The organism is Haloferax mucosum ATCC BAA-1512, assembly GCF_000337815.1.
In the GTDB taxonomy this organism is placed as follows: Archaea; Halobacteriota; Halobacteria; order Halobacteriales; family Haloferacaceae; genus Haloferax; species Haloferax mucosum.
Map to the genome: position 1 here is coordinate 61,121 of NZ_AOLN01000013.1, position 24,361 is coordinate 85,481.

At 62.4% G+C, this 24,361-nt stretch carries 26 protein-coding genes; 19 read left to right on the top strand and 7 right to left on the bottom strand.

What is annotated here, in order from left to right; all coding sequences use genetic code 11:
• Positions 1–163: 163 nt before the first annotated feature.
• From C440_RS10245 to C440_RS10255, 3 genes are read left to right on the top strand one after another with little or no spacing between them, the layout of a single operon-like run.
• Positions 164–1,168 (top strand): thiamine pyrophosphate-dependent enzyme, encoded by a 1,005-nt coding sequence (locus tag C440_RS10245; RefSeq protein WP_049915755.1) that lies wholly within the window; start codon positions 164–166, stop codon positions 1,166–1,168.
• Positions 1,168–2,208, top strand: coding sequence for an alpha-ketoacid dehydrogenase subunit beta (locus C440_RS10250; RefSeq protein WP_008320386.1), 1,041 nt, complete (start codon positions 1,168–1,170; stop codon positions 2,206–2,208). Before C440_RS10245 ends, C440_RS10250 begins: the two co-directional genes overlap by 1 nt.
• A 48-nt stretch (positions 2,209–2,256) precedes the next feature.
• The gene (locus C440_RS10255) at positions 2,257–2,517 is read left to right on the top strand and encodes a lipoyl domain-containing protein (protein ID WP_008320387.1); all 261 of its coding nucleotides are present in this window, start codon (positions 2,257–2,259) and stop codon (positions 2,515–2,517) included.
• 314 nt (positions 2,518–2,831) lie between these two features.
• Here the strand turns inward: C440_RS10255 and C440_RS10260 are convergent, their stop codons facing one another.
• Complete coding sequence (locus C440_RS10260; RefSeq protein ID WP_008320388.1) at positions 2,832–3,533, bottom strand: metallophosphoesterase family protein; 702 nt, start codon at positions 3,531–3,533, stop codon at positions 2,832–2,834.
• A 180-nt stretch (positions 3,534–3,713) separates the two neighbouring features.
• Here C440_RS10260 and map point away from each other — a divergent pair, with 180 nt between their 5' ends.
• The 5 genes from map (at position 3,714) to C440_RS10280 (ending at position 8,039) form a co-directional block, all read left to right on the top strand.
• Positions 3,714–4,604 (top strand): type II methionyl aminopeptidase, encoded by an 891-nt coding sequence (gene map, locus C440_RS10265; RefSeq protein ID WP_008320389.1) that lies wholly within the window; start codon positions 3,714–3,716, stop codon positions 4,602–4,604.
• 372 nt (positions 4,605–4,976) lie between these two features.
• Positions 4,977–5,657 (top strand): hypothetical protein, encoded by a 681-nt coding sequence (locus C440_RS17410; RefSeq protein ID WP_152417870.1) that lies wholly within the window; start codon positions 4,977–4,979, stop codon positions 5,655–5,657.
• Positions 5,657–6,133, top strand: a complete 477-nt coding sequence (locus C440_RS17415) for a twin-arginine translocation signal domain-containing protein (protein WP_152417871.1) — start codon at positions 5,657–5,659, stop codon at positions 6,131–6,133. The genes C440_RS17410 and C440_RS17415 overlap by 1 nt, the downstream gene beginning before the upstream one ends.
• Before the next feature lie 334 nt (positions 6,134–6,467).
• Positions 6,468–7,028 (top strand): HIT family protein, encoded by a 561-nt coding sequence (locus C440_RS10275; RefSeq protein WP_008320392.1) that lies wholly within the window; start codon positions 6,468–6,470, stop codon positions 7,026–7,028.
• Positions 7,029–7,109: 81 nt separating this feature from the next.
• Positions 7,110–8,039, top strand: coding sequence for a cation diffusion facilitator family transporter (locus C440_RS10280; protein WP_008320393.1), 930 nt, complete (start codon positions 7,110–7,112; stop codon positions 8,037–8,039).
• An 87-nt stretch (positions 8,040–8,126) separates the two neighbouring features.
• Here the strand turns inward: C440_RS10280 and C440_RS10285 are convergent, their stop codons facing one another.
• Positions 8,127–8,726 carry a S26 family signal peptidase gene (locus C440_RS10285; RefSeq protein WP_008320394.1) on the bottom strand — a complete coding sequence of 200 codons (600 nt, stop codon included), beginning with the start codon at positions 8,724–8,726 and terminating at the stop codon, positions 8,127–8,129.
• Positions 8,727–9,121: 395 nt separating this feature from the next.
• Between C440_RS10285 and C440_RS10290 the strand changes: the two genes are divergently transcribed.
• The 3 genes from C440_RS10290 (at position 9,122) to C440_RS10300 (ending at position 11,556) form a co-directional block, all read left to right on the top strand.
• Positions 9,122–10,171, top strand: a complete 1,050-nt coding sequence (locus C440_RS10290; RefSeq protein WP_008320396.1) for a hypothetical protein — start codon at positions 9,122–9,124, stop codon at positions 10,169–10,171.
• 89 nt (positions 10,172–10,260) lie between these two features.
• On the top strand, positions 10,261–10,752 hold the full coding sequence (locus tag C440_RS10295) for a GNAT family N-acetyltransferase (protein ID WP_008320397.1): 492 nt from the start codon (positions 10,261–10,263) through the stop codon (positions 10,750–10,752).
• Between the two features lie 54 nt (positions 10,753–10,806).
• Complete coding sequence (locus C440_RS10300) at positions 10,807–11,556, top strand: class I SAM-dependent methyltransferase (protein WP_008320398.1); 750 nt, start codon at positions 10,807–10,809, stop codon at positions 11,554–11,556.
• A 29-nt stretch (positions 11,557–11,585) separates the two neighbouring features.
• On the opposite strand, the gene C440_RS10305 is transcribed toward C440_RS10300, so the two are convergent.
• Together C440_RS10305 and deoC are read right to left on the bottom strand one after the other, a co-directional pair.
• Complete coding sequence (locus tag C440_RS10305; protein WP_008320399.1) at positions 11,586–12,878, bottom strand: tRNA (N(6)-L-threonylcarbamoyladenosine(37)-C(2))-methylthiotransferase; 1,293 nt, start codon at positions 12,876–12,878, stop codon at positions 11,586–11,588.
• Between the two features lie 274 nt (positions 12,879–13,152).
• Positions 13,153–13,791: a deoxyribose-phosphate aldolase gene (deoC, locus tag C440_RS10310; RefSeq protein ID WP_008320400.1), complete on the bottom strand. Its 639-nt coding sequence runs from the start codon at positions 13,789–13,791 to the stop codon at positions 13,153–13,155.
• A 66-nt stretch (positions 13,792–13,857) separates the two neighbouring features.
• Between deoC and C440_RS10315 the strand changes: the two genes are divergently transcribed.
• From C440_RS10315 to C440_RS10325, 4 genes are all read left to right on the top strand, one after another.
• On the top strand, positions 13,858–14,670 hold the full coding sequence (locus C440_RS10315) for a DUF63 family protein (protein WP_008320401.1): 813 nt from the start codon (positions 13,858–13,860) through the stop codon (positions 14,668–14,670).
• A 30-nt stretch (positions 14,671–14,700) separates the two neighbouring features.
• Positions 14,701–14,847: a hypothetical protein gene (locus C440_RS17550; protein WP_161605929.1), complete on the top strand. Its 147-nt coding sequence runs from the start codon at positions 14,701–14,703 to the stop codon at positions 14,845–14,847.
• Positions 14,848–15,042: 195 nt separating this feature from the next.
• Positions 15,043–15,963: a carbohydrate kinase family protein gene (locus C440_RS10320; protein ID WP_008320402.1), complete on the top strand. Its 921-nt coding sequence runs from the start codon at positions 15,043–15,045 to the stop codon at positions 15,961–15,963.
• Positions 15,964–16,041: 78 nt separating this feature from the next.
• On the top strand, positions 16,042–16,566 hold the full coding sequence (locus tag C440_RS10325; protein ID WP_008320403.1) for a hypothetical protein: 525 nt from the start codon (positions 16,042–16,044) through the stop codon (positions 16,564–16,566).
• 285 nt (positions 16,567–16,851) lie between these two features.
• Here the strand turns inward: C440_RS10325 and C440_RS10330 are convergent, their stop codons facing one another.
• Together C440_RS10330 and C440_RS10335 are read right to left on the bottom strand one after the other, a co-directional pair.
• Positions 16,852–17,286: a universal stress protein gene (locus tag C440_RS10330; protein ID WP_008320404.1), complete on the bottom strand. Its 435-nt coding sequence runs from the start codon at positions 17,284–17,286 to the stop codon at positions 16,852–16,854.
• A gap of 103 nt (positions 17,287–17,389) precedes the next feature.
• The gene (locus C440_RS10335; protein WP_008320405.1) at positions 17,390–17,806 is read right to left on the bottom strand and encodes a hypothetical protein; all 417 of its coding nucleotides are present in this window, start codon (positions 17,804–17,806) and stop codon (positions 17,390–17,392) included.
• Positions 17,807–18,023: 217 nt separating this feature from the next.
• Here C440_RS10335 and C440_RS10340 point away from each other — a divergent pair, with 217 nt between their 5' ends.
• Together C440_RS10340 and C440_RS10345 are read left to right on the top strand one after the other, a co-directional pair.
• The gene (locus tag C440_RS10340; protein WP_008320407.1) at positions 18,024–18,752 is read left to right on the top strand and encodes a nucleoside phosphorylase; all 729 of its coding nucleotides are present in this window, start codon (positions 18,024–18,026) and stop codon (positions 18,750–18,752) included.
• A gap of 8 nt (positions 18,753–18,760) precedes the next feature.
• Positions 18,761–20,296, top strand: a complete 1,536-nt coding sequence (locus C440_RS10345; protein ID WP_008320408.1) for an HPP family protein — start codon at positions 18,761–18,763, stop codon at positions 20,294–20,296.
• A 24-nt stretch (positions 20,297–20,320) separates the two neighbouring features.
• On the opposite strand, the gene C440_RS10350 is transcribed toward C440_RS10345, so the two are convergent.
• Complete coding sequence (locus C440_RS10350) at positions 20,321–21,523, bottom strand: NAD-binding protein (RefSeq protein WP_008320409.1); 1,203 nt, start codon at positions 21,521–21,523, stop codon at positions 20,321–20,323.
• 108 nt (positions 21,524–21,631) lie between these two features.
• Between C440_RS10350 and C440_RS10355 the strand changes: the two genes are divergently transcribed.
• Positions 21,632–22,849 (top strand): potassium channel family protein, encoded by a 1,218-nt coding sequence (locus C440_RS10355; protein ID WP_008320410.1) that lies wholly within the window; start codon positions 21,632–21,634, stop codon positions 22,847–22,849.
• Positions 22,846–24,339: a cation:proton antiporter regulatory subunit gene (locus tag C440_RS10360; protein ID WP_008320411.1), complete on the top strand. Its 1,494-nt coding sequence runs from the start codon at positions 22,846–22,848 to the stop codon at positions 24,337–24,339. Before C440_RS10355 ends, C440_RS10360 begins: the two co-directional genes overlap by 4 nt.
• Positions 24,340–24,361 lie beyond the last annotated feature (22 nt).

Below are 24,361 nucleotides of genomic sequence, written 5' to 3' on the forward strand. Positions count from 1 at the left end.
TCACACTACTCGCGGAATCGGCTTAGAACTGTGTATGCGCTTCATATCGCGCGAATCCGGGCGTCAGGAGTCCTGACGTTCAGAACTTTCAGAATTAATGTTAATAGATTGTCTGGAGTACGTTCAGACACCAACTATGGTGGGTGTTAACAAACTCAAAACGATGTACGAGCAGATGGTGACTGCTCGGCACTACGAAGAACGGCTCGTAGACGAGTACCTAGTCGGGAAAGAGCCGGCGTTCGACATCTCGGCCGGGCCGATTCCGGGAGAACTGCATCTCGCGGCGGGTCACGAGGCGTCCGGCGCGGGCGTGTGTATCCACCTCCGCAACGACGACACGGTAACCGGACCGCACCGTCCGCACCACATCGCCATCGCAAAAGGCGTTGACCTCAAGCGAATGACGGCCGAAATATTCGGTCGTGAAACGGGGTTGTGCCGCGGGAAGGGCGGTCACATGCACCTGTTCGACCCGGACGTGAACTTTGCGTGTTCGGGCATCATCGCACAGGGATGCCCCCCGGCCGTCGGCGCGGCGCTGGCCGCAAAAAAGCGCAACACGGACGCCGTGGCCGTCGCCTTCCTCGGCGAGGGCGCAATCGACCAAGGCGGCTTTTTGGAGTCGCTCAACCTCGCGGCCGTCCACGACCTGCCGGTCGTCTTCGTCATCGAGGACAACGACTGGGCGATTAGCATGCCAAAAGACCGCGTGACCGACGTGGCCGACGGGTCCAAGCGGGCGTGGGGATTCGACCTGCCCGGCGTTCGCGTCGATTCCGACGACGCCCTCGCTGTTGCCGAAGTCGCCGGTGAGGCGGTCATGCGCGCCCGCGACGGCAACGGCCCGACGCTCATCGAAGTGCAGGTCCACCGCCGGATGGGACACTTCATGGGCGACGCAGAGGCGTATCGCCCCGAAGCGGACATCGAGCGCGCGAAACAACGCGACTCGATTGACCGACTCGCGGACGACCTGCGCTCGCACGGCGTGACCGACGACGACATTGACGAGATACGCGAGCGCGCGCACGAACGAGTCGAAGACGCGATAACGTGGGCGAAAAAGCAACCCGAACCGGACCCGGAGGAGGCGTACGAAAACGTGTTCACGAATCCGCCGGCGACGGCGGCGACTGACGGCGGTGAGAACGGAGGTGCAAACTAATGGCAACTGAATCACGCGACGTGACGGAAGCGGCGGAGACAGAACGCGAACTGACGATGAGTAGGGCGATGGTCGAAGCCATCGCGTGGGAGATGCGAAACGACGAAGACGTGTTCATCATGGGCGAAGACATCGCCGACTACGGCGGCATCTTCTCCAGTACGACCGGTCTCTTAGACGAGTTCGGCCGCGACCGCGTAATGGACGTTCCCATCAGCGAGACGGCGTATCTCGGCGCGGCCGTCGGCGCGGCACAGGCCGGAATGCGGCCGATTGCCGAACTCATGTTCGTCGATTTCTTCGGCGTCGCCATGGACCAAATCTACAACAATATGGCGAAAAACACCTACATGAGCGGCGGGACCATGTCGGTGCCGATGGTGCTGACCACCGCGGTCGGCGGCACCTACAACGACGCCGGACAACACTCCCAGACGCTCTACGGGACCTTCGCACACCTGCCGGGGATGAAAGTCGTCGTCCCGAGCACCGCCTACGACGCCAAGGGCCTGATGCACAGCGCCATCCGCGACGACGACCCGGTCGTCTACATGTTCCACAAGCGCCTGATGGGTCTCGGGTGGATGCCGTCGCCGTCGGGACCGAAGACGGCCGTCCCGAAAGACGACTACACGATTCCGTTCGGCGAGGCCGACGTGAAGCGCGTCGGAGACGACGTGACCGTCGTCACGCTCGGCCTGCACGTCCACCGAGCCATGGAGGCGGCGAGCCAACTCGAAGACGACGGCATCGACGCCGAAGTTATCGACCTGCGGACGCTGGTCCCGCTCGACACCGACACCATCCTCGATTCGGTCCGCAAGACCGGCACGCTCCTCGTCGTTGACGAAGACTACCAGTCGTTCGGCGTGACCGGCGAGATTATCGCGCGGGCCGCTGAGGGCGCGCTCGACGACCTCTCGGCTGTCGAGCGCCTCGCAATCCCCGACGTGCCGATTCCCTACGCCCGGCCGCTGGAGGACGAAGTCATTCCGGGTACCGACGACATCGCGGCGGCCGTCCGCGACCTCCACGAATGAGAAACGCGAGCGTACCGAGCGGAGGACGAACATGAACGGAGCGATGGCATGACCGACGCCGTCGAAATCGACTCAGAAGCCGTCTGGCCCGCGGACGCCGACGACGTGGACGAAGCCTATCTCGCAAACTGGTTCGTCCGCGAAGGCGCGGCCGTCGATGCGGGCGAGACGCTCTGTGAGATACAAGTCGAGAAAGTGAGCATCGACGTTCCCGCACCGGTCGCGGGCACCGTCACCGAGATAGCCGTCGCCGAAGGGTCTGATTTCGACCGCGGGGCGGTTTTAGGCCAGATTCAGGCGAGCGCGTAACCTCGGTAGCAGGGTGAGACGTCCTCGCCGCTGACTCGCTGGACGCCCGTCTCATTCAGGCGGTAGACTCCGTTCGACGAGAGGTCTGCCGGAGCGCCGGAAGACGAATTATTCGACGCTCGGTCACCGGATTCGACGTCTCACCGAGCACCCCAAAAACGACCTCCGAAGAGGGCTATCGAACCGGCAAGCCGTATGAACTGTCGTCTGGAACCGGTGGTGGGCATCACCGGACACGTGGCGTCCACTCCGGCATGTATTTTCTGACTACAATTTCTGACCGGGAGAAACGACCGACCTGACGTCCGGCGGCGTCAGACCAACGCGGGTTGCCGCGGTTCGAGAATCTTCGAGTCCTTCCGCGACTCGTGGGTTTCATCGACATCGACGGCGACGAGTTCGTCCGCGTGAAGGTCGTACGCGGTGAGTTCGCCGCCGTAGACTGCGCCGGTGTCGAGACCCATCGCGTACTGGAAGACCGCCGGGTGAGCCATCACGGTGTGGCCGAAGAAGACTCGGTCCGGTCCCTCGTAGTGTTCGAACCAGAAGGGACCGTCGTAACTGTCGCCGGGGTTCATCGCGCGGGTGTTTTCGAGTTCGTCCACCGTGTGTTCGGCGAGCGGCTTTTCGGGGTGGATGCCGCCGTGGACGACGATGGCGTCCGCCCACGAGATGGCGACCGGGAGATTCTCTATCCATTCGAGGTCGTCGTCGGTGAGGGCGTCGATTTCCTTTGTGCCTCGGATGAGTTTCTCCTCGTTGTTGCCGCGGACGGTCAGGAAGTTGTCGCGCTCCCGAACGTAGTCGATGACGCCCTTACTGTCCGGTCCCTTCCGAACGAGGTCGCCGACGAAGACGACGAGGTCGTCTTCGGACGGGTCGAGTCGGGACACGAGGCGCTTGAGTGCCGGAAGGCACCCGTGTACGTCGCCAACGACGTACACGTCGTCCCAGTCGTCAATATCGACTCGAAGGTGCTGGTCGGCGACGTCGGGATGGAACGTTGGAACACTCATGAAGGCTGTCTCTTTTCCATTCCTGTACCGGACGCTTAGAAAGGGTTGCTAGTTGTCGAATCGTGACCTATATAGACACGGGAGAGTGGAACATGGAAGGCCGGAATCACCAGCCGTCGCAGTCACTGTGCCGTCACGCATCCCGCAATCGCTTTCCGGGGGGACCGCAAAGTCGTCGGTATGAGCATCGGACCCCTCGACGACGAGACGATCGAAAAGTATCGAAAGGCAGGGGAGGTCCTCCGCACGGTGATGGACGAGTCGGCCGAGATGGTCGAACCGGGCGTCACCCATCTCGAAGTGGCCGAACACGCCGAGGAACGAATCCGCGAACTCGCAGACGGCTGTGCGTTCCCGGCCAACATCAGCATCAACGAGGAGGCGTCACACGCGAGTCCCGGCCGCGACGACGACACCGTCTTCGGTGAGGATATGGTCTGTCTGGACCTCGGCGTCCACGTCGATGGCTACATCGCCGACTCCGCGGTCACTATCGACCTCTCGGGGAACACCGAACTCGTCGAATCCGCGGAAGAAGCGCTCGACGCCGCCCTCGACATGGTCGAGGCGGGCGCGCACACCGGCAAAATCGGGGCCGAAATCGAAGACGTGATTCGCGGCTACGGCTACACGCCGGTTCTCAACCTCTCGGGGCACGGCGTCGAACAGTGGGATGCCCACACTGACCCGACCATCCCGAACCGCGGCGCAGACCGCGGCGTCGAACTCGAAGTCGGCGACGTCGTCGCCATCGAACCGTTCGCCACCGACGGAACCGGAAAGGTCACCGAAGGCTCGAAAAACGAGATTTACAGCCTCGTCAACGACCGCTCGGTCCGCGACCGAATGTCGCGCCAACTCCTCGACGAAGTGCGCGAGAAGTACAAACTGCTCCCCTTCGCGGCCCGCTGGTTCGACGGCGGGCGCTCCGAGATGGCAATCCGCCGCCTCGAACAGCAGGGCGTCCTTCGCGGCTACCCCGTGCTGAAAGAAGAAGAAGGTGCGATGGTCGGGCAGGCCGAACACACCGTCATCGTCACCGAAGACGGCTACGAGAACCTGACCGAGTAGCTTGGGGCATTTATTGCTATTGGCGCTTTCAACTGATTTTTGAAGTCGTGCTGAGCGCAGAGTACGTGCTATTCTGGCAAAAATTTGAAACCCGCGTCTCATGTGGTTCTAAAGAGGTACTACAGGCTTCACTCATTAAGTTTTGAACCTGAAATTGGATTTTCATTCCAGTTAATCCACTGCTACCTGCGTGCACCGTCTTTTTCTTGAGAATTACTCTTCGTTATTCTCGAAGGATTAATCCACTGAAATACTTGTTTCTGAATTAGATGTATGTCAATGGGATAGTGGTTATTTAATTTCAATATTATAATTTGTGATATGAATTGATCAAAAAATTATATGTCTATAGAATATCTGCCATCTTGAATTATGAGAGATAATACAACTCGAAGAAAATCGATGAAAATAGCTGCTACATCCCTACTTGGGATGGTCGGTCTTGCAAAAACAGGCTCAGCAAGAGAGAAAAAAAGTTCTCAAGAATACAATTTCAACCCAGACGACAGTCAGGAAGTAGGCTCATTTATCAAAGAAAATGATCCATTGAACAATCCAGAGATTGCCGACCATTTAAGTGCAGAACAGGTTTCTGCAGTACTCGATTTTTACGCAGAAAATGTCGAGTGGTCAGTTGAAAAATCAGTGAGAAATGATACTACTGAGTTATCCACAGGAACGTCTTCTGCAGCAACTTCCTCGGCAGAACCGATACATGCAGAAGTAGTAACCAAAGGAAAAACTCCTATCGCTGGAACGGTGGAATATACCTTTGAGGCTAATTTTCAATGGTACGCACATGGCGAAGGAAATGGCTACTCTGAGCTGAGCCACAGCAGTTTTGGACAGTCAAACGCATTAGCGGGGCATTATGTGAGAGGCTCTAGGATGTCTGGTCAAACAGATATCTACTCAGACTATTTCACAGCATGGGAGTCAGGACAGTTCAAATTAGAACTGGGTGCAGATTGGCGCACAGTTACTGCAAAAATCGAGATTAGAGGAGACGAGACCGGTGATTGGACCGTTACTGAAGAAACTTCTCCAGTATAATGAACGAAAAGATAAACAGTCCACGTTCGCGTCGTAGCTTCCTGAAGCGCTCCGCAGTAGCAACAGTCGGCATCAGTGGACTCTCAATAGGCATGATTGGGTCTTCAGCTGCTGCAAGTACAAACAAATATTACGTTGTATATAAATCGCAAAAAGGTTCAGGGATCAACAAGATGTCAAAGCTACAGGCAAGAGTGGAATGGGATGTCAAGGATGGAATTCTCACCTACGCGGGATACTCACTTTCTGGAAATGCTGGTGGAGTAGGTGAAGATTTCTATGGAATTACTTACGAAACAGAATCTGGTGGAGTTGGTGAGGGCTATTATACAGTCTACGCAGAGGGTGACTACTATGGCTTCCAAGGAAATGCAGGTGATTATAAACATACAATAGAAGTTCAAGTTCAAGATGATGGCAGTTCCCATGCAAATACTAGCCATCGGACGGTGAAGGTTGATGAAGGTACAAGATAAAACGTAACTCTGGCTTAGCTCTGAATACCAAACATTTTCAATAAAGTTGGCATGAGAAATATAAACTACAATCAATAAATGAACAGTAGAAAAATGAACCAGACACGAAGTTGGATAGTCATTCTCGTATCCAGCGCGATAATTGGGTTCTTGTTCTATTTCTATGCGACCAGCATTGAGTACGGAATATTCGGAGTTGTACTCAGCATTATTGTACTTCGATACCTGCTGATAGTCCGGGGGTGAGAGCTTTGAACGGTCCGGTATTTCATCGGATATGAAATCACTCTCAGCCAACCGAAACGCCTTGCATCTCTCGGTTCGTCAACCCGGCATGGACCAACTGTTCGCCCCGTGGCGCATCGAATGGGTCGCCCGCGACGGCGACCAAGACACCGAAGATGCGGACGACGACCGCTGTCCCTTCTGTGCGCTCCCCGAGCGCGACGACGACGCCGAGAGCAAAATCGTCGCCCGCTCCGAGCACTCGTTCGTTCTGCTCAACAACTACCCCTACGCCCCCGGCCACGTCATGGTCATTCCGTACCGCCACACCGGCGACTTCGCCGACCTCACAGACGAGGAACTGCTCGACCACGCCCGCCTCAAATCCCGGACGCTCGATGCGCTCGACGCGGCGTTCGACCCCCACGGCTTCAACGCGGGCGAGAACCTCGGCGGGTCGGCCGCCGGTGGGTCCATCGACGACCACCTCCACACCCACGTCGTCCCGCGGTGGAACGGCGACACGAACTTCATGCCGGTCATCTCGGATACGAAGGTGCTCGTACAAGGGCTCGAAGAGAGCTACGGACAGCTCTTCGACGCGTTTGCGGAACTCGACGGAGCCGTCGCCGACGGCGACGAAGACGCGGTGTTCTTCGAATTAGACTGACTCTAAAACTCTTGTAAAATGCATCTAAAAGGCCGCTGTCGCCCGAAGAGCCTTTGAACCCGTGACCCGAAAGCCACGGTAATGGAGCGGAAACGGGCCATCCGTCGAGTCGGCGTCGTCGTCCTCGTGGCGAATCTCCTTCTCGCTCTCGGCAAAGGGGGCGTGTGGTGGACGACGGGGAGTTTAGCCCTCGGGTCGGAGGCCGTCAACAGTCTCGCAGACACCGTCTACAGCGCGATTATCGTCGCCGGACTCTATCTCACGACGAAGCCACCGGACTTCGAACACCCGCACGGACACGAGCGAATCGAGCCGTTCGTCTCGCTTTTCGTCGCGGTTGGTATCTTCGCGGCTGGCGGCGCGATACTCTGGCAGAGTACGAGCAGTATTCTGACCCAAAGCTACGGGGGTTCTGCCGGACTCTTCGGTGCTGGCGTGCTCGTCGCCGCGGCGGTGTTCAAGTATATTCTTTACCGCTACTGTTCGACAGTCGGACGCGAACAGAACTCGCCCGCGCTCGTTGCCGCCGGACTCGACAATCGAAACGACATTCTCACGGCCGGTGCGGCGCTCGTCGGTGTCGCCGGCGCACAGTTCGGCTACCCGGTCTTGGACCCGCTCGCCGCGATGGTCGTCTCTATCGGCATCATCTACACCGGCTACGAAATCGTCCGCGACAACGTGAACTACCTCGTCGGGGCCGCCCCGCCGGAGCACCTCCGCGCGCTCATCGTCCAAACCGCGCTGTCGCACCCCGACGTACAGGGCGCACACGACGTGGTCGCTCACTACGTCGGCCCGGAAGTTGACGTAAGCCTGCACATCGAGGTCGAAGGAGACATGACGGTCACGGAGGCCCACGACATCGAAACGTGGGTCGTCGGGGCTATCGGCGAAGTCGACGAAGTTGACGACGTGTTCGTCCACGTGGACCCAAAAGAACTCGGCGAGTGGAAAGACGAAGACGACACCGAACGGTACACCGTGTTTTCGCCCGGCGGCAGAAAATAGGAACACCGACGGACGGAGAGCCACACGGCGGAGACGACTGGCAGTCAGCGAGGACGGTCACTCCCGCAGTCCGGCGAGACAGACGGGCTATCGACCGGCGGCTAATTTTTGTAGTTCGAGCCGAACCGACCCGAGATACGGGATGTGGAACTGCGCTTTCGCTCGAATCCAGTCGGGCTTGACGGGCGGCGCAATCGTGTGCGCTTGGTCGTAGTAGTCGTTGTTGTCGCCGCGGGTGATGTAGCCAGCGTGCGGGGCGGGACAGTTACGCAACTCCGAACAGGAGTCCGCGCCGAGGACGTAGGACTTGTTCGCCTCGCCGTACCAGTTTTCGCCTTTCTCGACGTGGAACACCGCCCGGTGGATAATCGGCGAGTCCGTTCTGGAGGGCTGTTTGTACACGATAACGTCGCCGTGTCCGCCGATGCGACCGTATCCCTCGCTCGCGTTCGCCGTGACGACATCGTTGGTGTCGGCGGCGGGACCGGCAAAGCGGCCCTCGTCGGTGATGAGCACAAGGTCGCTCCGTTCGAGGTGCGGCTCCATACTCCCGCTCTCGACGGCGACCATCGGGGGCCAGACGCCAGTGACCGTGAAGAGGACAGCGGCGATCACGGCGAGTATAACGAGCGTCTGAGCTACGTCGTTGAGGAAGAGACGCGTGGACGACGGGCTGTCTGCTGACACAGATATCCGTCACCGCTCGGGACAACATCAATTTTTTGATGGATTTGGTGGAGCGGTTGTCCCGCCGGGACGGGGTAATTTTGTCTCTCTCGCGTCGATTTGGCATCTAGCCAACACTCTCCGAGCGCCGGACTGGACGTCTCTATCCGCCTCGCTGAAGCGTGTCGGCAGTCTCAAGTGCGAGTGATTGAGAATAATGCAGGTATATGAACAGACAAAAAATAGCTCTGTTCTGTGTTATTTTAGCTCTGAATCTGGTGTTGATTACCGGTGCTCTGCTCTCGGAGAGTGCGCTCACGCTCGCGCTTTTGTTTACCCTCGATGCACTACTCGGAATCGCTCGCATACTCTACGAACGGGTAGCCGCAGGCCGTCCGTCTAGAGATGAACCGGTAATGCATCATCTTCGATATCTCGAACCACTCTACGATGTCGTCTTCGACAAACGAGGAAGCTTTCAGATTCGAAGTTGGTTGCCGCCGGTCTACCCACGGAACCTCCCGTACGTGATCGACCAGTGGGGGATTTTTTTCTGGCTGGTCCCGATTGCTGGGATCACGTGGCTGGGACTGGAGCCATTTGCGGGTGGGTTGGGATTCACTGCGCTACCGGCACTCGTCCTAATCGGGACCAAACACTACTTGATACTCCAAACGTGGGAGGCGAACGGAACGTACGCGAACGCGTCGGCACGCACCATCCGTCGAAGTCGTGAACTCTTCTATCTCACGGTCATCACGTGTTTCGCCGTCTGGGGGTTCTCCACGACCGAGCCATCCCCCGCACACGTGACCGCCAGCACGACAATCTGGTGTCTCCCCAAATTCCTGTTCGAGTGTCGTGAGTCTGGATTCGGTCCGTGGCCGCTCACTTTCGACCCGGCCATCGACGACGAAGACGACGAACTGTCACTCACGGTCACCGAGCCACGGCGTGTGTTTCGAAACGAATGGCGCGTCGTCCGTGACTGGGCGATATACGAGGGGCTTTCGTACGCGGTTCTCGTGGTTCCTTATCTCGGTTCGCTCCTCGCACTGGTCGGTCTCTTCGTGTACGGCTCGCTACGAACCGCATTCGTCGGTTTCGGAATCGCCACTTTGGTGTCGCCGCTCGCAACCGTTTCGCTGGCACTGCTCGTCTTTTCGTGGGGCTACGCGCACGAGGAGTACCGAATCTACGACGACAAACTCGTCGCGTACGACACGCGCCTTGCGGAACCACAGTGGGTCGTCCCAATCGAGGATGTCGAGTCGGTCGCAGTCGGTGACGACCCGCTCGGGTCGATTTTTGGGTTGTTCAACCCGCTCCCATTCACCAAATACCCAGTTCGAATCGAACCGCGAGACGGCGACGAGAGACGGCTCAGGGCACTCGTTGACCCGGAGGGATTCGTCCGAGAACTGCGGAGAGTGCGAGAACCGCGAACGCGACCCGAGACCGGATAACGCGGCCGTCAACCGCACACCAGCCGGCGGGCGGCAACCCAACCCCAGCAGAAACGCTACTATAGGACACAGCCCGAATCTGTCGAGTGATGACCGCCACGTACACCCTCGTCCCCGAGTTTCCAGCCCCCGAGACGTACGTCGAACTCCGCGCGGCCGCCGAGATGTCACCTCGTTCGCTCGCCGCCGCGAAACAGGGCGTTCCGAACACGACGTTCGGCGTCAGCGTCGTTCTCGACTCGGCGGCCGACGGAAGCGACGATGCCGCCGACGGCGATGAAGAAGTCGTCGGAATGGGGAGACTCGTCGGCGACGGCGGAACCGTCTATCAGGTCGTAGACGTAGCCGTCCACCCCGACCACCAAGGGCGGGGTCTCGGAAGCCGAATTATGGACGCGCTCATCGACTACCTCGACCGCGAGGCCCCGCCGTCGGCGTTCGTGAACCTCATGGCCGACGTTGACGGCTACTACGAGCGCTGGGGATTCGAACCGACAGCGCCGGCGTCGAAGGGGATGTTTCTCCGCGTCGGCGATGATGGCGTTCGCGGGCGCGAGGAGTCTCCAGACGCCCAGTCGTGAGCGACGTCCCCTAACCGAGCGAAGATTTAAGCGCGTCTCGGCCGCAACACGCCCATGGAATCGGATGGCGTCGTCGATTTCTACGACACGTGGGCACCGTTCTACGACGCAGAAGAGACGCCGACCGAAGACGTAGCGTACTACCTCGACCGCGCCCGTGAGACCGACGGGCGGGTGCTGGAGGTCGGATGCGGGACCGGTCGCATATATCTCGAACTCCTCCGTTCGGGAATCGATGCGGTCGGTATCGACCTCTCCGAGGGCATGCTCGGACGACTCCGCGAGAAAGCGGCCGACGCGGGACTATCGCCCGACGTTCGGCGGGCCGATATGCGGACCTTCACCGTCGAAGAGCCGTTCGAACTCGTTATCGTCCCGTTCCGGGCGTTTCTCCACAACCTCACCGTCGAGGACCAACTGACCGCGCTCCGGTCGCTACTCGCCGCGACGACCGACGACGGCGGGGTGGTGCTGAACTTCTATGCGCCCGACTGCGAGTTCGTCGCGGAGAATTACGGCACCGAAGAAACGTCGCCGGTCGAAATCGACGGCGAGACGTACCGCGTGCTCCACCGCGCGGACTTCGAAGACGAACTCGAAGGCATCGTCAAAGGCGAAAAAGTGCTGTTCGATGCCGACGACGACGTCGTCGTCTCCGAAACCTACCGGGTCAAGTCGGTCTCGAAGCGCGAGTTCGAACTCCTGTTGCGACTCGTCGGCGCGTCGTCGTGGGACCTCACGAACTTCGAGGGCGAGTCGCCGACCGACGTCACAGACGAACTCGTATGGTCGATTCGGCCGTAGAAGAGGGCGCTCTGTCGGCGACGGGTAGCTTAGGCGCTTACGCGCTCACGGTCGGGTTCGGGGCGCGTTTCGACCGGTTCGCCGAAGGCGTAGACGGTCTGGTGGGCAGTCACCCGAACGCGGGCGAAATTTCCGGGTTCGAGTCCGTGTTCCGAGGCGTTCTGGACGATAATCTGGCGGTACGCTTCGTCGCGGCACTTCACGGAGTCGCCGGTGCCGTCCTGTACGACGAGAACGTCGTGTTCGGTGCCGACCATGTCCTCGTAGGCGGCGGCGACGATATCCATCTTCGCTTCGGACATCTCCTTCGAGCGCTCCTTTTTGATGGTCCCGCCGAGTCCCTTCAGGTCGGCGGCATCGGTGCCGGGGCGCTTTGAAAAGCGCGTGACGTTGATCTTCTCGGGGCGAATCTCACGGAGGAGAGCCATCGACCGCTCGTGGTCCTCGTCGGTCTCGGTCGGGTAGCCGACGATGAAGTCCGTCGAGAGCGTCCAGTAGTCGAGCGTCTCGTCGAACGTCTCGACGATCTCTTTGAACTTGTCCACGCGGTGTTGCCGACGCATGTGTTCGAGCACCTCGTCCGAGCCGGACTGGACGGGCGCGTGGATGAAGTTGTAGAGTGTGTCGTGCTTGGCGAACACGTCGGCGAGGTCCTGCCGGATACCGTGGACGCCGCCGGGATTCGCCATCCCGACGCGGACGCGAAACTCACCCTCGATTTCCGAGCAGATGCGGTCGAGAAGCTCCGGAAGCTTTCGGTCGCCGTTGTCCCAGCCGTAGACGCCGGTGTCTTGGCCGGTGATTCGGAGTTCTTTCGCGCCGGCGTGGACGAGCGCGCGAGCCTTCTCGACGTTCTCTTGGACCGACGGCGAGTCCACGCGACCGGTTGCGAACTTCGTGATGCAGTACGAGCAGTTCGACATGCACCCGCGGGCGATGGGAAGGATGCCAACGATACCGTCTAAGACCGGCTCGACGCCGGGACCGGGTGTCGGGCACTCGCCGTTCGTGACGGCGGTCGGGACATCGTCCCAGTGGAGAATCTGGGCGTCGATATCCTCGTTTCTGAAGTCGTCGCCCTGTGCGAGCGCCATACAGCCGGTGACGATGAGGTCGGCGGTCTCCTGTTCGAGTTCTTTGGCCCGACGGAGCATGTTCCGCTCCGTCTTCTCCACGACCGTACAGGTGTTCATGATGGCGACGTCGGCTTCCTCGGGACCATCGACGCGGTAGTGTCCCGCGTCACGGAGCGCACTCTCGATGGCGCGGCTCTCGCCGCGGTTCGAGGTACAGCCGTACGTCTCGATGTGGTATCGGGCCATTCGGTTACTCCACGTATCGGGTCCGCGGGCAAAAGAGGCGCGGTCTCGGACGGTGCGTGCTACAAAACACGTCGAATAATGATTGTAGTGAGCTGACGTTCGATTTCGACCGTAGGGCGCTCTCGATTCGACCCGGTGGGGCCATCACGGACGACCGCTCGGAAAGAGAGAGAGAGACGAGTCGGCGAAGCGGGTCTATTTGCGACCGGGCGGGTTACACGACGAGCGCGGAACGACGAGTCAGTAACGCGAGCGCGACGAGCGGTCGAGACGCCTATGCTTCCGGTGCTCCGGAGACGATTTCGACGCCCGAGGACGCGCCGATTCGTTCCGCACCGGCCTCGAACATCGCCAGCGCCTCGTCGTACGAACCGACGCCGCCAGAGGCCTTGACGGGGAGGTACTCGGCCATGAGTTCGACGTCTTCGACCGTCGCGCCACCGTCGGCGAAGCCAGTCGAGGTCTTGACGAACGCGGCGTCCGCTTCGGCGGCCGCTTCGCAAGCGCGGTGTTTCTCCTCGTCGGTGAGAAGCGCCGTCTCGATGATGACTTTCACCGGGATGGGGACGGCGGCGACGACCTCCGAGATGTCCTCGGTGACGGCCTCGTCGTCACCGGCTTTGAGGCGACCGACGTTGATGACCATGTCCAGTTCGTCGGCACCGGCTTCCCACGCATCGACGGCCTCCACGCGCTTTGCGACCGTCGTGTGCTGGCCGTGCGGGAAGCCGACGACCGTTGCGAGGAGCACGTCGGGGGCGTACTCGCTCGCCTCGGCGACGTAACACGGTGGGATACAGGCGTTCATCCCCCACTCGTCGGCGTCGTCGAGGACGGCTTCCACGTCGGCCATCGTCGTCTCGGGACCGAGCACGGTGTGGTCGATACGGGCGGCGAGGTCGTCTCGATTCATATCGGGAGGAGGCGACGCGGGCCTAAAGAACGTAAGGCTTTCACGCCGCCCCGTCGCGCCTCCTGCATGGCCATCCTCCCCGAAGGATTCGCGCTTCCCCCACTGCCGTATCTCGTCGTTCTCGTCGTGGGACTCGTCGGTGTCGGCGTCGGACTCGTCCGCACGCGTCCGACCGTCTCGTCGGCGCACGTCATCGCGCTCGTCCCGTGGATGGTGACCGGCTCCGTGTTGCACGTCCTGTACGTGGTCGGACTGCTCCCGCCGGCGGTCGAGCCGCTGGCCGGAACGCCGTCGGTCTACCTCACGGTTGCACTCGTCGCGGGAGCGACGTGGGTCGCGCTCGATGCGGCCGACGCCGCCTCCCCGCGAGCACTCGCCGGGCCGGGCGTCGTCGGCGGCGGTGTCCTGCTCGTGTCGGCGATTCGAGCCGGTGTCGCCGCCGGAACACTCGCGCTCTTTTGGCCGGGCGTCGGTCTCGTCGCGTCCGTCGTCGTCAGCCTGGTCGCGTGGCCAGCCTTGAAGCGGTTCTCGCCGGAGACGGCCGTCGCAGGAACGCTCGGGTGGCTTGCTATCTTCGGGCACACCCTCGACGCCGTCTCGACCGCCGTCGGCATCGACGTGCTCGGATTCGGCGAGCGAACGCCGCTTTCGAAGGTTATCCTCGAAGCGGCCGCGGCGCTTCCGACCGCGGACGTTATCGGCGTCGGCTGGCTGTTCGTCCTCGTAAAACTCGCCGTAGCGGGACTGGTCGTGACGCTTCTCGCCGACTACGTCCGCGAGGAACCGACCGAGGGATCGCTCCTGTTGGGCTTCGTCGCGGCAGTCGGTCTCGGACCGGGCGTTCACAACCTGCTGTTGTTCGCTATTTCGGGCGCCTGACGGATTCGACTATCCTTTCGTTTTGGTGCTGTGCGAGCGGCCTACATCGCCGAGATGCACGAGTGGCCATCGACACTTCTCTGGCGAAAACTCAGCGGTATCGGCCACATCCTCGCCGGCGTGTTCATCGCCCTCGCGGGCATCTTGCGCGCGCTGTCGATGATGCCCGACCGATGAGGGACCATCGTGACCGCATCGATGGACGTGCCGACTGCCGGGGCGGAATCGACGGACGACTAACGGACAGCTACCAACGGACGAACTCCGGTTTTTAGCGACTTTGATAGCTGACAGTCGGCGGGCGACCGAGGCGTCGAGCGACCAGCCGACCCGGGAAAGTTATCTGACAGGCGACTCGATTCACGAGGACGCATGTCCCGTGTCATCTGCGCCGGCCACGTGAACTGGGACGTCACCCTTCGCGTGGACGCGCTTCCCGACCCCGACGGCGAGGCGACCGTCGAATCTCGCGTCGGTGCCGGCGGTGGAAGCGCCGCCAACGTCGCCAGCGGACTCGTCGGTTTGGGCGTCTCGTCGTCGCTTCTCGGCAGTGTCGGCGACGACGAACACGGTCACGCCGCCGTCGCCGAACTCGCCTCGAAGGGGGTCGATTGCCGCTACGTCGTCAACGTCGAACACGGGCCGACGACCGTCAAATACGTCGTCGTCGATGCCGCGGGCGAAGTGTTCGTTCTCGGGTCGCCCGGCGTGAACGAGGTGTTCGAGGCCGCCGACCTCCCGGAAGAGCCACTGGCCGCCGCCGACCACCTCCACCTGACGAGTCAAGCGCCGGCGACGGCCGCCGCGCTCGCCCGCCGCGCCGACGCCGTCGGAACGACCGTCAGCTTCGACCCGGGACGGCGCATCGGCGACCGCGGCTACACCGACGCGCTTCCGGCGGTCGATTACGTCTTCCTCAACGACCGCGAAGCCGCGGCCGCGCTCGGCGAAGCCAGCGCGAACGACAGCGACGCCGCCACCAACGGGAGTGCCGTCGCTACGGCGCTCGAACGGACGACGCTCGTACTCAAACACGGGCCGAAAGGCGCGGAAGTTCGAGACGGAGACGAACGACACGTCCACCCGGGCTATCCCATCGACGCCGTGGATACGACCGGCGCGGGCGACGCCTTCGCCTCGGGATTCATCGCCGCCCGGCTCGACGGCGCATCGTACGAACGTGCGCTCGCGGTCGCAAACGCCTGTGGCGCGTTGACCGCCGCCGAACCCGGCGCGCGGACACAACTCAGTTGGGACCGGTTAGACGACCTCACCGACGGCGAAAACACCTGAAAGACGGCTACATCTGCGGGTTCGAAATCGGCAGGAGGACCCGACCAATTTTATCCTCACCGGTCATCGGTGGGTACAATGCTGAGACACGTGTCGGCCGTCGTCGCCGCGCTCGGAGTCGTTCCGGGTGCTGGCGAGTTCGCCGGGCGAGTGGCACTCGGTGCCGTCGTCGGCGTCGCGGCCGCGATTGTGATGGATATTCCGATGTGGCGGCAAGACGAGGGCTTCACCCCGGCCTACATCGCCGCATCGGTGCTTCGTCGGACGAAACCGGGCGAGGTCGGCTTTCTCGACGCCAACGTCGTCCACCACGTCGCCGGCGCGCTCTCGGGGGTCCTCTACGCGCTCGTCTACCTCGCAACCGACTTCGTGGTCCCGGATATGCCGCTTTTCGGCATCGACGTGCCGTCGCACCTCGTTGCGACCGGCACGGTCGTGACGAGTATCTACCTCCTGTTTTCGCACGTTGTGCTCCCTCGCGCCGGGCGGACGATTTACGAAGAGCGCGCGACTGCGGTCCGCGGTCAGTGGCTCCGCTCGTCGCTCGTCTTCGGCGCGACGCTGTTGCTTCTCGGCCCGGCGTTGTTCACCGGGGTCACATGATGGAGATGGTGAGCCGTTGACGGACGCTCCTCATCAGTCTCCTCGCGGGCCGTCGGCGTTGGTCTCGCTTCAGTCGCCGGAAGTGCCGGTGTTTCCCCTCCTACTTACGGTAGCTCCATCTACGTCATCAGTCTCACCTTCCTCGAAATCGAGGCCGCGACCGCCAAACGTCGAGTCTCTACTAGGTGATTCCCTCGGCGGACTGCTATCGTTGAGCGTCGAGTCCCCCTCACGATGACTCGGCTGAGCTGAATCTGACGCCAGTTTGACGCCCGACCGCGCGGCCTATCGAACCGTCGTCACTGGAATCTCTGACTGCCTGACGAGCGACTCGGGGACGCTCCCGAGGACGAACTCCTGTAGGTGCGACCGGCCGTGAGTCCCCACGACGATGTGGTCCGCGCCGTATTCGGCCGCCGCTTCTAGAATCATCTCGGCGACCCGACCAACCGCGACCCCTGTCTGAAGCGAGACGTCGTGGTCGTCCGCTATCGTCCGTGCACTCGAAAAGAGGTCTTCTGCATGGTCTCGCCGGTCTTCGAGCCAGTCTTCCCACTCGCTTGGATGGTCCCCCCACCCGCTTGCCGCCGTCTCGTCCGTGTGGCTATCGACGACGTACAGCACCGTAATCGTCTGCGACCCGAACACCTCACAGGCGAATTCGAGTGCGTTCTCTGACAGTGGCGACCCGTCGAAGGGGACGAGGACGTGTTCGACCATAGAGAGACTACGCCCCGGAACTCAATAATCACGTCTGACCGTTTCACAGACAGTCGGGAGTATATGACTTTCAGGACGTCTACCTGCCGACGAAGAGCGTCACTCAAGCGTCGAGATATCGAACCCAGCGTCGCAGGAGCGTCGCGGCGACCCACCCGGACGTGTTCGAGACGATGTCGCCGGCGGTATCTACGCGGTCGCCCGCCATGAGCACGAAGTGCGGCGTCGAAGCTTCGACGACTTCCCAGCCGACGCTGACGCCCAAAAGCAGGACGAGCGCGGGGGACGGCGAGTACCGAAAGCGGAACGACCACGCGACGAGCACGGCGCTACACGACGAGTGCATGGCGATATCCCACCACCAAATCGACTCGTACAGCGGGAGCAGACCGAGACTCACCACGATGAGCGTGACGAATGCGAGCACGCGGGGACTTCTCGCCGCGGCCACGGTCCAAAATCGCAAGTCACCGCTCTGTGTCGCCGGCGCGGAGACCGCAGAGCCAGACCGAGTTCCCATCGGTTCGTTGGACGCGGCAGTGTGGATTAGTTAGCCGCTCAATTATATTCGATAGACGCCGTCTATGCATGTTTTAGGCCGTTCAAACACTTCAATTCGAATTCGTTACGAGTCGCCTACTGACCGAGGCGCTCGCGCTGACTCCGAGCGGTCGAGACGTCGAATCGAGGTTTCTCCGAACCGCGTCGTTTTTGCCCGCGACCCGAGACGTTCGAATATGGCGAAACAACCGCATCTCCTCGTCGAGGAAGGCGACGTGAACGACATCGCGCTCATTCCGGGCGACCCGGGCCGCGTCGATCGCATCGCAAAGCAGTGCGAAAACGTCGAGGAAGTCGCCGCGAACCGCGAGTACAAAATCGTCAACGCGGAGTACGACGGCGTTCCGATTACCATCTCTTCGACCGGTATCGGATGCCCCTCGGCCGCTATCGCCGTCGAGGAACTCTCCCGCGTCGGCGTCGAGACGTTCATCCGCGTCGGTACCACCGGTGCCCTCCAAGCGGACATCGAAATCGGCGACATGATCGTCGCCACGGGTGCCGCAAAGGAGGAAGGGACCTCCAAGCGCTACGAGTCCGAGGTCATCCCGGCCGTGCCGGACTACGACGTACTCACCTCGCTCGTCGATGCCGCGGAAGCGAACGACGAAGACGTTCACGTCGGACCAATCGTCTCCGACGACGCGTTCTACAACGAGTCTGACGAGTACGTGAAAAACTGGAACGCCGCCGGACTGCTCGCCATCGAGATGGAAGCCGCGACAGTGTTCTCGCTCGCTCGCCGCAAGGGTCTCCGCGCGGGTGCAATCTGTACGGTTGACGGCAACCTCGTCGCTGGAACACAGAAGGGTGCCGATTCGGACGACGAACTCCCCGAAAAGGCGAAGAACAACGTCGAGCGCGCAATCAGCATCACGCTCGACGCCGCGACGAACCTCGCGTAGCGGGACCCGTGAACGTTCGCCGCCTGGCGGCCCGAGTGGCCGCACGCGCCAGCAAACTCTACACGCGCATTCGGCGTATAGAGCGGCGTGAACTGGTGGCGTTCGGGCGCTGGGTCGAAAACACGAACAACCTGCTTCACCTCACCGTGTTGCTCGTCATCCCGCTTCTCATCTCGGGTGTGACGTTCGTCTCGAACGCGGTCAACACGCTCTCGTTTCTTCTGTTTCCGCCGCTCGCGTCCGGGACGTACACGCTGTTTTCGGACCCCGAAGGCCGCTACGCCTCGCCGATGAAGTTCGTCGTCACACTCACTGTCGGCGCGCTCTGCGGACTCGTCGCGCTCGGGTTTACCGGGTGGGTATACGGCCCGACCGCGACGACAACCGTCCACCCGTCGGCGGCCGCGCTCGCCATCTTTCTCACCGGCGGCGCGACGTGGCTCTTGGACGTCGAAAGCCCGTCGGCGTTCTCGACGGCGCTCTTGACGCTCGTCACCGGCAACGTCGATCCCGAAGAGTACGTGGTGAGCATCTTCTTTGCGAGTCTCGTCGTCGCCGCCGCGTTCTTCGTCTGGCGCGAGCAGTTCTACGAACGCCGGGCGGAGTACCTCTACGGGACCGTCCGCGGCGACGACCACGTTCTCGTCCCGATGCGCGGTGAGACGGCGACCCAGACGGCCTTTTTCGCCGCGCGACTCGCGGCCGCTCACGAGGCGGGAAAAGTCGTGCTTCTCGACGTGCTTTCTCCGGACGAAGCGGACACCGAGGGAGGTACCACTGCAACGACGACAGACACGGGCGGTGTTAGCGGGAGTGCAACGTCGGCTGTTGTCGGCAACGATGCTGACGCTGACCGTGTCGGAAAACGCAACGGCGAGTCAGAACAGAGGAACGAAACCGTTGATTCGACCGGGAGTCCCGCCGCCGACGCCGCGGTCGAGCGCCTCGAATCGTGCGCACACAAGCTTCGGACGCGACTGGGCGTTCCCGTGGAAATCGCCGTCGCCCGCGGCGACCCCCCGACCGCGACCGTCGAAGCCGCGGCGAACACGAACTCTGACCTCATCGTCACGCCCTACGAGGAAGACCGTGGCTACCTCTCTCAGTACGTCCGTCGCCTGTTCGGCGGTAGTTACGACACCGTCGCGTTCCGCTCGACCGGCGAGGCGGTCTGTTGGCGGCGCGTCCTCGTGCTCGTCTCGCGTCCCGGCGACACCGCCCACGCGATGATCGACTTCGCAACCCGACTGGCGGGCCAGACCGGAAACGTGAGCGTCACGACGTGTATCTCGTCGGAAGTCGAGCGCCGCCCGGCGGAGTCGAAGCTCGCAAATCTCGTCGAAACGGCGGACGGAAACATCGAGACGCGGGTCGCTCGCGCCGACGTGACGGCGTTTATCGCGTCGAACGCCCCCACCTACGACCTCGTCGTCCTCGGGTCGAGCGGCGAACGATCCGCGGCGTCGCGGTTCATCTCGCCGCCGACGTTTGAACGAATCAAAGAAATCGACTGCGACGTGGCCGTCTTCGACCGCGGCCACTAGCGGTCGAGCGCAGTTGTTGCGGTCCTACCGCTCAGAGTCGGTGGTCGAATCCGCGGTCTCGTCGGCGGGCGGCTCGTCGGGGCGCTCGCTGAGCAGTCGCTCTTCGAGTGACTCCAGTCCACTGCCGCCGATAGCGGACTCCGCGAGGAAGTGTCCGCCGAGTGCGGCCGGACTGATGACCGCGTTCGCCCCGGCCCGGCGGAGTTTTCGCTCGTTTTCGCGTTGTGTCGCCGCCGCGACGATGTGCACGTCGGGGTTGAGTTGCCGGGCCGTGAGGATGGCAAGCGCGTCTTCGGCGTCGTTGTTAGTGGCGACGACGACAGAGCGCGCCGCATCGACGCGGGTCCGTTGGAGCGCTTCCTCGTCGCTCGGGTCGTCTGTCACCACGTCGTAGCCGCGGTCGGCCAGGCGCTTCGCGCGTGATTCGTCCGGCGTGACGATGACGACGCGAGCGCGGCCACTGAGTTCTTCGAGTATCGGTTCCGTCAGTTCCCCGTAGCCGAGAACGAGGATGTGATTCTCCAGGATGTCGAGTTGTGATTCGGTCATGCGTCCGAGTGCTTTCGTGAGTCGTGCTTCGATTGCGGGCGTGAGGAGGACACCGAGTGCCACAGCAAAGCTCGATACGGTGACGAGGAGCGCCGAGAGTGCGAACAGTTTGGCGAAGAACGTGTTGGGCGTCACGTCGCCGTAGCCGACGGTGCTGCCGGTGACGAGCGCGAAGTAGAACGCGTCGAAGAGCGTTTCGACACCGTTGAAATCCTCTCTGAGTGCGTACGCGCCGACCGTCGCGTAGGTCTGTGCGCCGGCGATTGCGAGCAGGGCCGACAGTTGCGTCACCGTCAGGTCGAGCGCGCGGTCGAACGCGCGCCGATTGAACAGCGTGAGAGCGAGGCTGACACCGGAGAGTCCGACCAAGATGGCGGCCCGTCCGGGCGATTGGACGAGTCCCTGTGCGGCCGTCACCAGCAGGAGAACGATGGTCGAGTACCACGCCGCACGGAGACGACTGCGAAGCCCGAAGACGCTTGCGAGAAGCAGGAAGCCGGTGAGTGCGCCGGTGTAACTGGCCGTGGTGCGCGCCGTCTCGGGGATGTACGGTCCGAGGATGCCGCCGCTCGGCGGTGAACTGATGTTCACGAGACCGACGGCGACCGAGAGGACGGCGACGACGAACACCGTCCCGACCGTCGTTCGCGCGCCGAGCCACTCGCGTACCGAGACCATGTCGCTGACACATCCGCAGTGAGCGGCCAAAAACCGTCGGGTCTCGGAACGGATACCGCGATGACCACCGGCGGCACGCATTTATCGTGTCGCTGAGTGAACGGAACTATGGCTGCACTCCCCGTCGAAGTCGTCTACGGTCTCTACTTCGGCATTCTCACGGGACTCGTTCCCGCCGCCGTCGCGTGGCTCTTGGGCTTCGGGTTCAGGTACGTGACCGGCGTTACTGTCCCCGGTCTCGCCGTCGTCGTTCTCAGCGTCGCTATCGCCGGTGCGAGCGGTGGTCTCATGGCGCTCGCCGACCCGACGATTACGCAGTCGGAAAGTCAGGTCCGCCTGACGGTCGCGCTGCTCGTCGTTTTGATGGGGTCGTTGTACGCGCACAATCGGGGTGACGCCTTCGCCAACGACATTCCGCGCAAGGTCTCGCTTCGAAAGCTCACGGAACGGACGCTTTCGACCGACGTGGTCGAACTCGTCGGCGGCCGCGGGCAAGTCCGGGTCGCCGTCTCCGGGGAAGTCGGCGACATCGAGGGCTATCCGCCGGTTCCGCTCGACATCCGCACGGCCATTCGAAACGGCGAGTGGACCTTCCCCGCCGACATTCCGCTCGTCGAACTCGAATCGCGCTTCGCAGACCGCCTCCAGACCGAGTTCGACCTCGCCGCCGTCGAGGTCCAGCTGGACGAGCGCGCTCGCGCGACCGTCGCGGCGGCCGCGCCCGTCGGCGGACTCTCGAAGCGATTGCCGCCCGGCAAACGCGCCGTTTCGGTCACCGCACTCGTGCCGACCGGACTCGCACAGGGTGACGACGTCGTGGTCGTCGCCGCCGGCGAGACGGTCCCAGCAACCGTCGTCGGCGTGGAATCGGTCGCCGAGACGCCGGTTACGACCGAATCGAACGACGGTGAGTCGGACGACGACGCGCCAAAGGCCGCACCCCGTGCGCCGACGGCAGTCGGTGGTGAGGGGCGGGTGACACTCGCAGTCGCTCGAACCACTGTCGAACCGTTGCTTCAGAATGACGTCGAACGGTTCGTCGTCACGTCTCGCGGCGTGCGCCGCGAGTTCGAACTCGTCTCGTTGCTCCGCCGCGCGGGCAAGCGCTTCGCCCGTCTCTCGGTCGGCGCGGACGGCCCGCTCGACGACGTGACGCTCGGAGACGCCGGCGTCCGAGACACCTTCGGCGTCGCAGTCCTCGCTGTCCGCCACGGCGGGAGTTGGACGATTGCCCCCCGCGGCGACCAGCGCGTTGCGGCCGGTGACACGGTCTACGCCGTCGGGTCCCGCAACGACCTCACCGCCTTCGAGGAGGTCGTCGCGTGACGTCGATAGCCGTCGTTCTCACCGGCGTCGCCTCCGACCTCGCGCTCGTCGGGCAGGTGACGCTCCCGACCGCAGACGGGTCGCTCGTCAACAGAGCGATTCAGTTCGTCGGTCTCGTCATCGGTGCCTTCGTCGTCTCGGCAATCGCCTCGCTTCTCTACCGGTGGTACACGCGGGAGATGATTCCCCGGGCGCTCGCCATCCTCTTCGGCGGGGCGCTCGTCGCGCTTTATTTGAACACGGTCGGTCTGTTCGGCGACTTCTTGACGGGTGACGAACCGGCGGTGTTCCAACTGGAGACGGTCCTTTTCAACACGGCATCGCTCGTCGGCGGGGCGCTCGTCTCGCCGGTCGGACGGCTCGTCGGCGACCGACTCACAACTGACGTGTTCGCCGTCGCTGGCGCACGGGAACTCTCCGGCGACGTGAGCCAACTCGTCCGGTCTGTCGGCCGCGTCAGGTCGGTGACGCTCCCCGAGGACATCAGCGATATCGGGGGCTACGACCCGGTTTCTGACGCGGTGAAAGAGCAGTTGAGCGGAAAGACGCTCCTGTTCCCGCGCCGACTCACCGAGGCAGAACTCCGCGACCGACTCGTGACGCGGGTCAAAGACGACCACGGCGTCGGTCACATGGACGTGGAGTTCGAAGACAGCGACGTGTCGTATCTCGCACTCGGCAGTCGAGCGGCCGGTCTCGGACCGACGCTCGCACCCGGAACCGTCGCGGTCGCACTCCGCGGAGACCCCGGGTCCGGCGCGGCCGCCGGCGACCCGGTGCAGGTGTGGTTGGTGCCGAACGCGGACGCGGAAACCACAGCGACGGCCGACCCGGCTCCCGACGGGACCGCCGTCAACAACGGTGGCTCGGCGGCCGACGACGCCCCGTCGGTTCCGACTCGAATCGCGTTCGGCGAACTCCGCGGTGTCGCGGACGACGTGGCGACCGTCGCTCTCGACGTCGAAGACGCGAACAGGCTGTCGGGAGACGAACAGTATCGTCTCGTCACGCTCCCGGCGGACCCGCACGTTGACCGCGAGTTCGCGTCGCTTTTGCGGAACGCCGACGAGACGATGGCCGTCACGACAATCGTCGCCGACGCCGACCTCGACGGGATGACCGTCGCCGACGTGGAGACGACGGTCGTTGCCGTTCGGTCGCCGAACGAGTCGGTCGATGCGATTCCCGGACGCGCCCGCGAACTGAGCGCTGGTGACGAACTCTACGTCGTCGGTCGACCGGAAGTACTCCGAAAGGTCGAGCGTCGGGCGACGACCGCCGAGAGCCGGACCGACGGCGGTGACGACGAAGACGGAGACAGCACGGGTGTTCGGGACGGTGATGATGCTGGCGAAACGGATGCTGACGAAACAGATGGCACAGAGAGTGGTACTGAAAAAACGGATGCCGGCGCAACCGACGAACCGAACGGCACGACCGACGGGCCGGACGACGACTCGTCTCGGCAGTCGGGGACGCAATTCTCATGACCGCTGAGAGAGGAGACGAGAG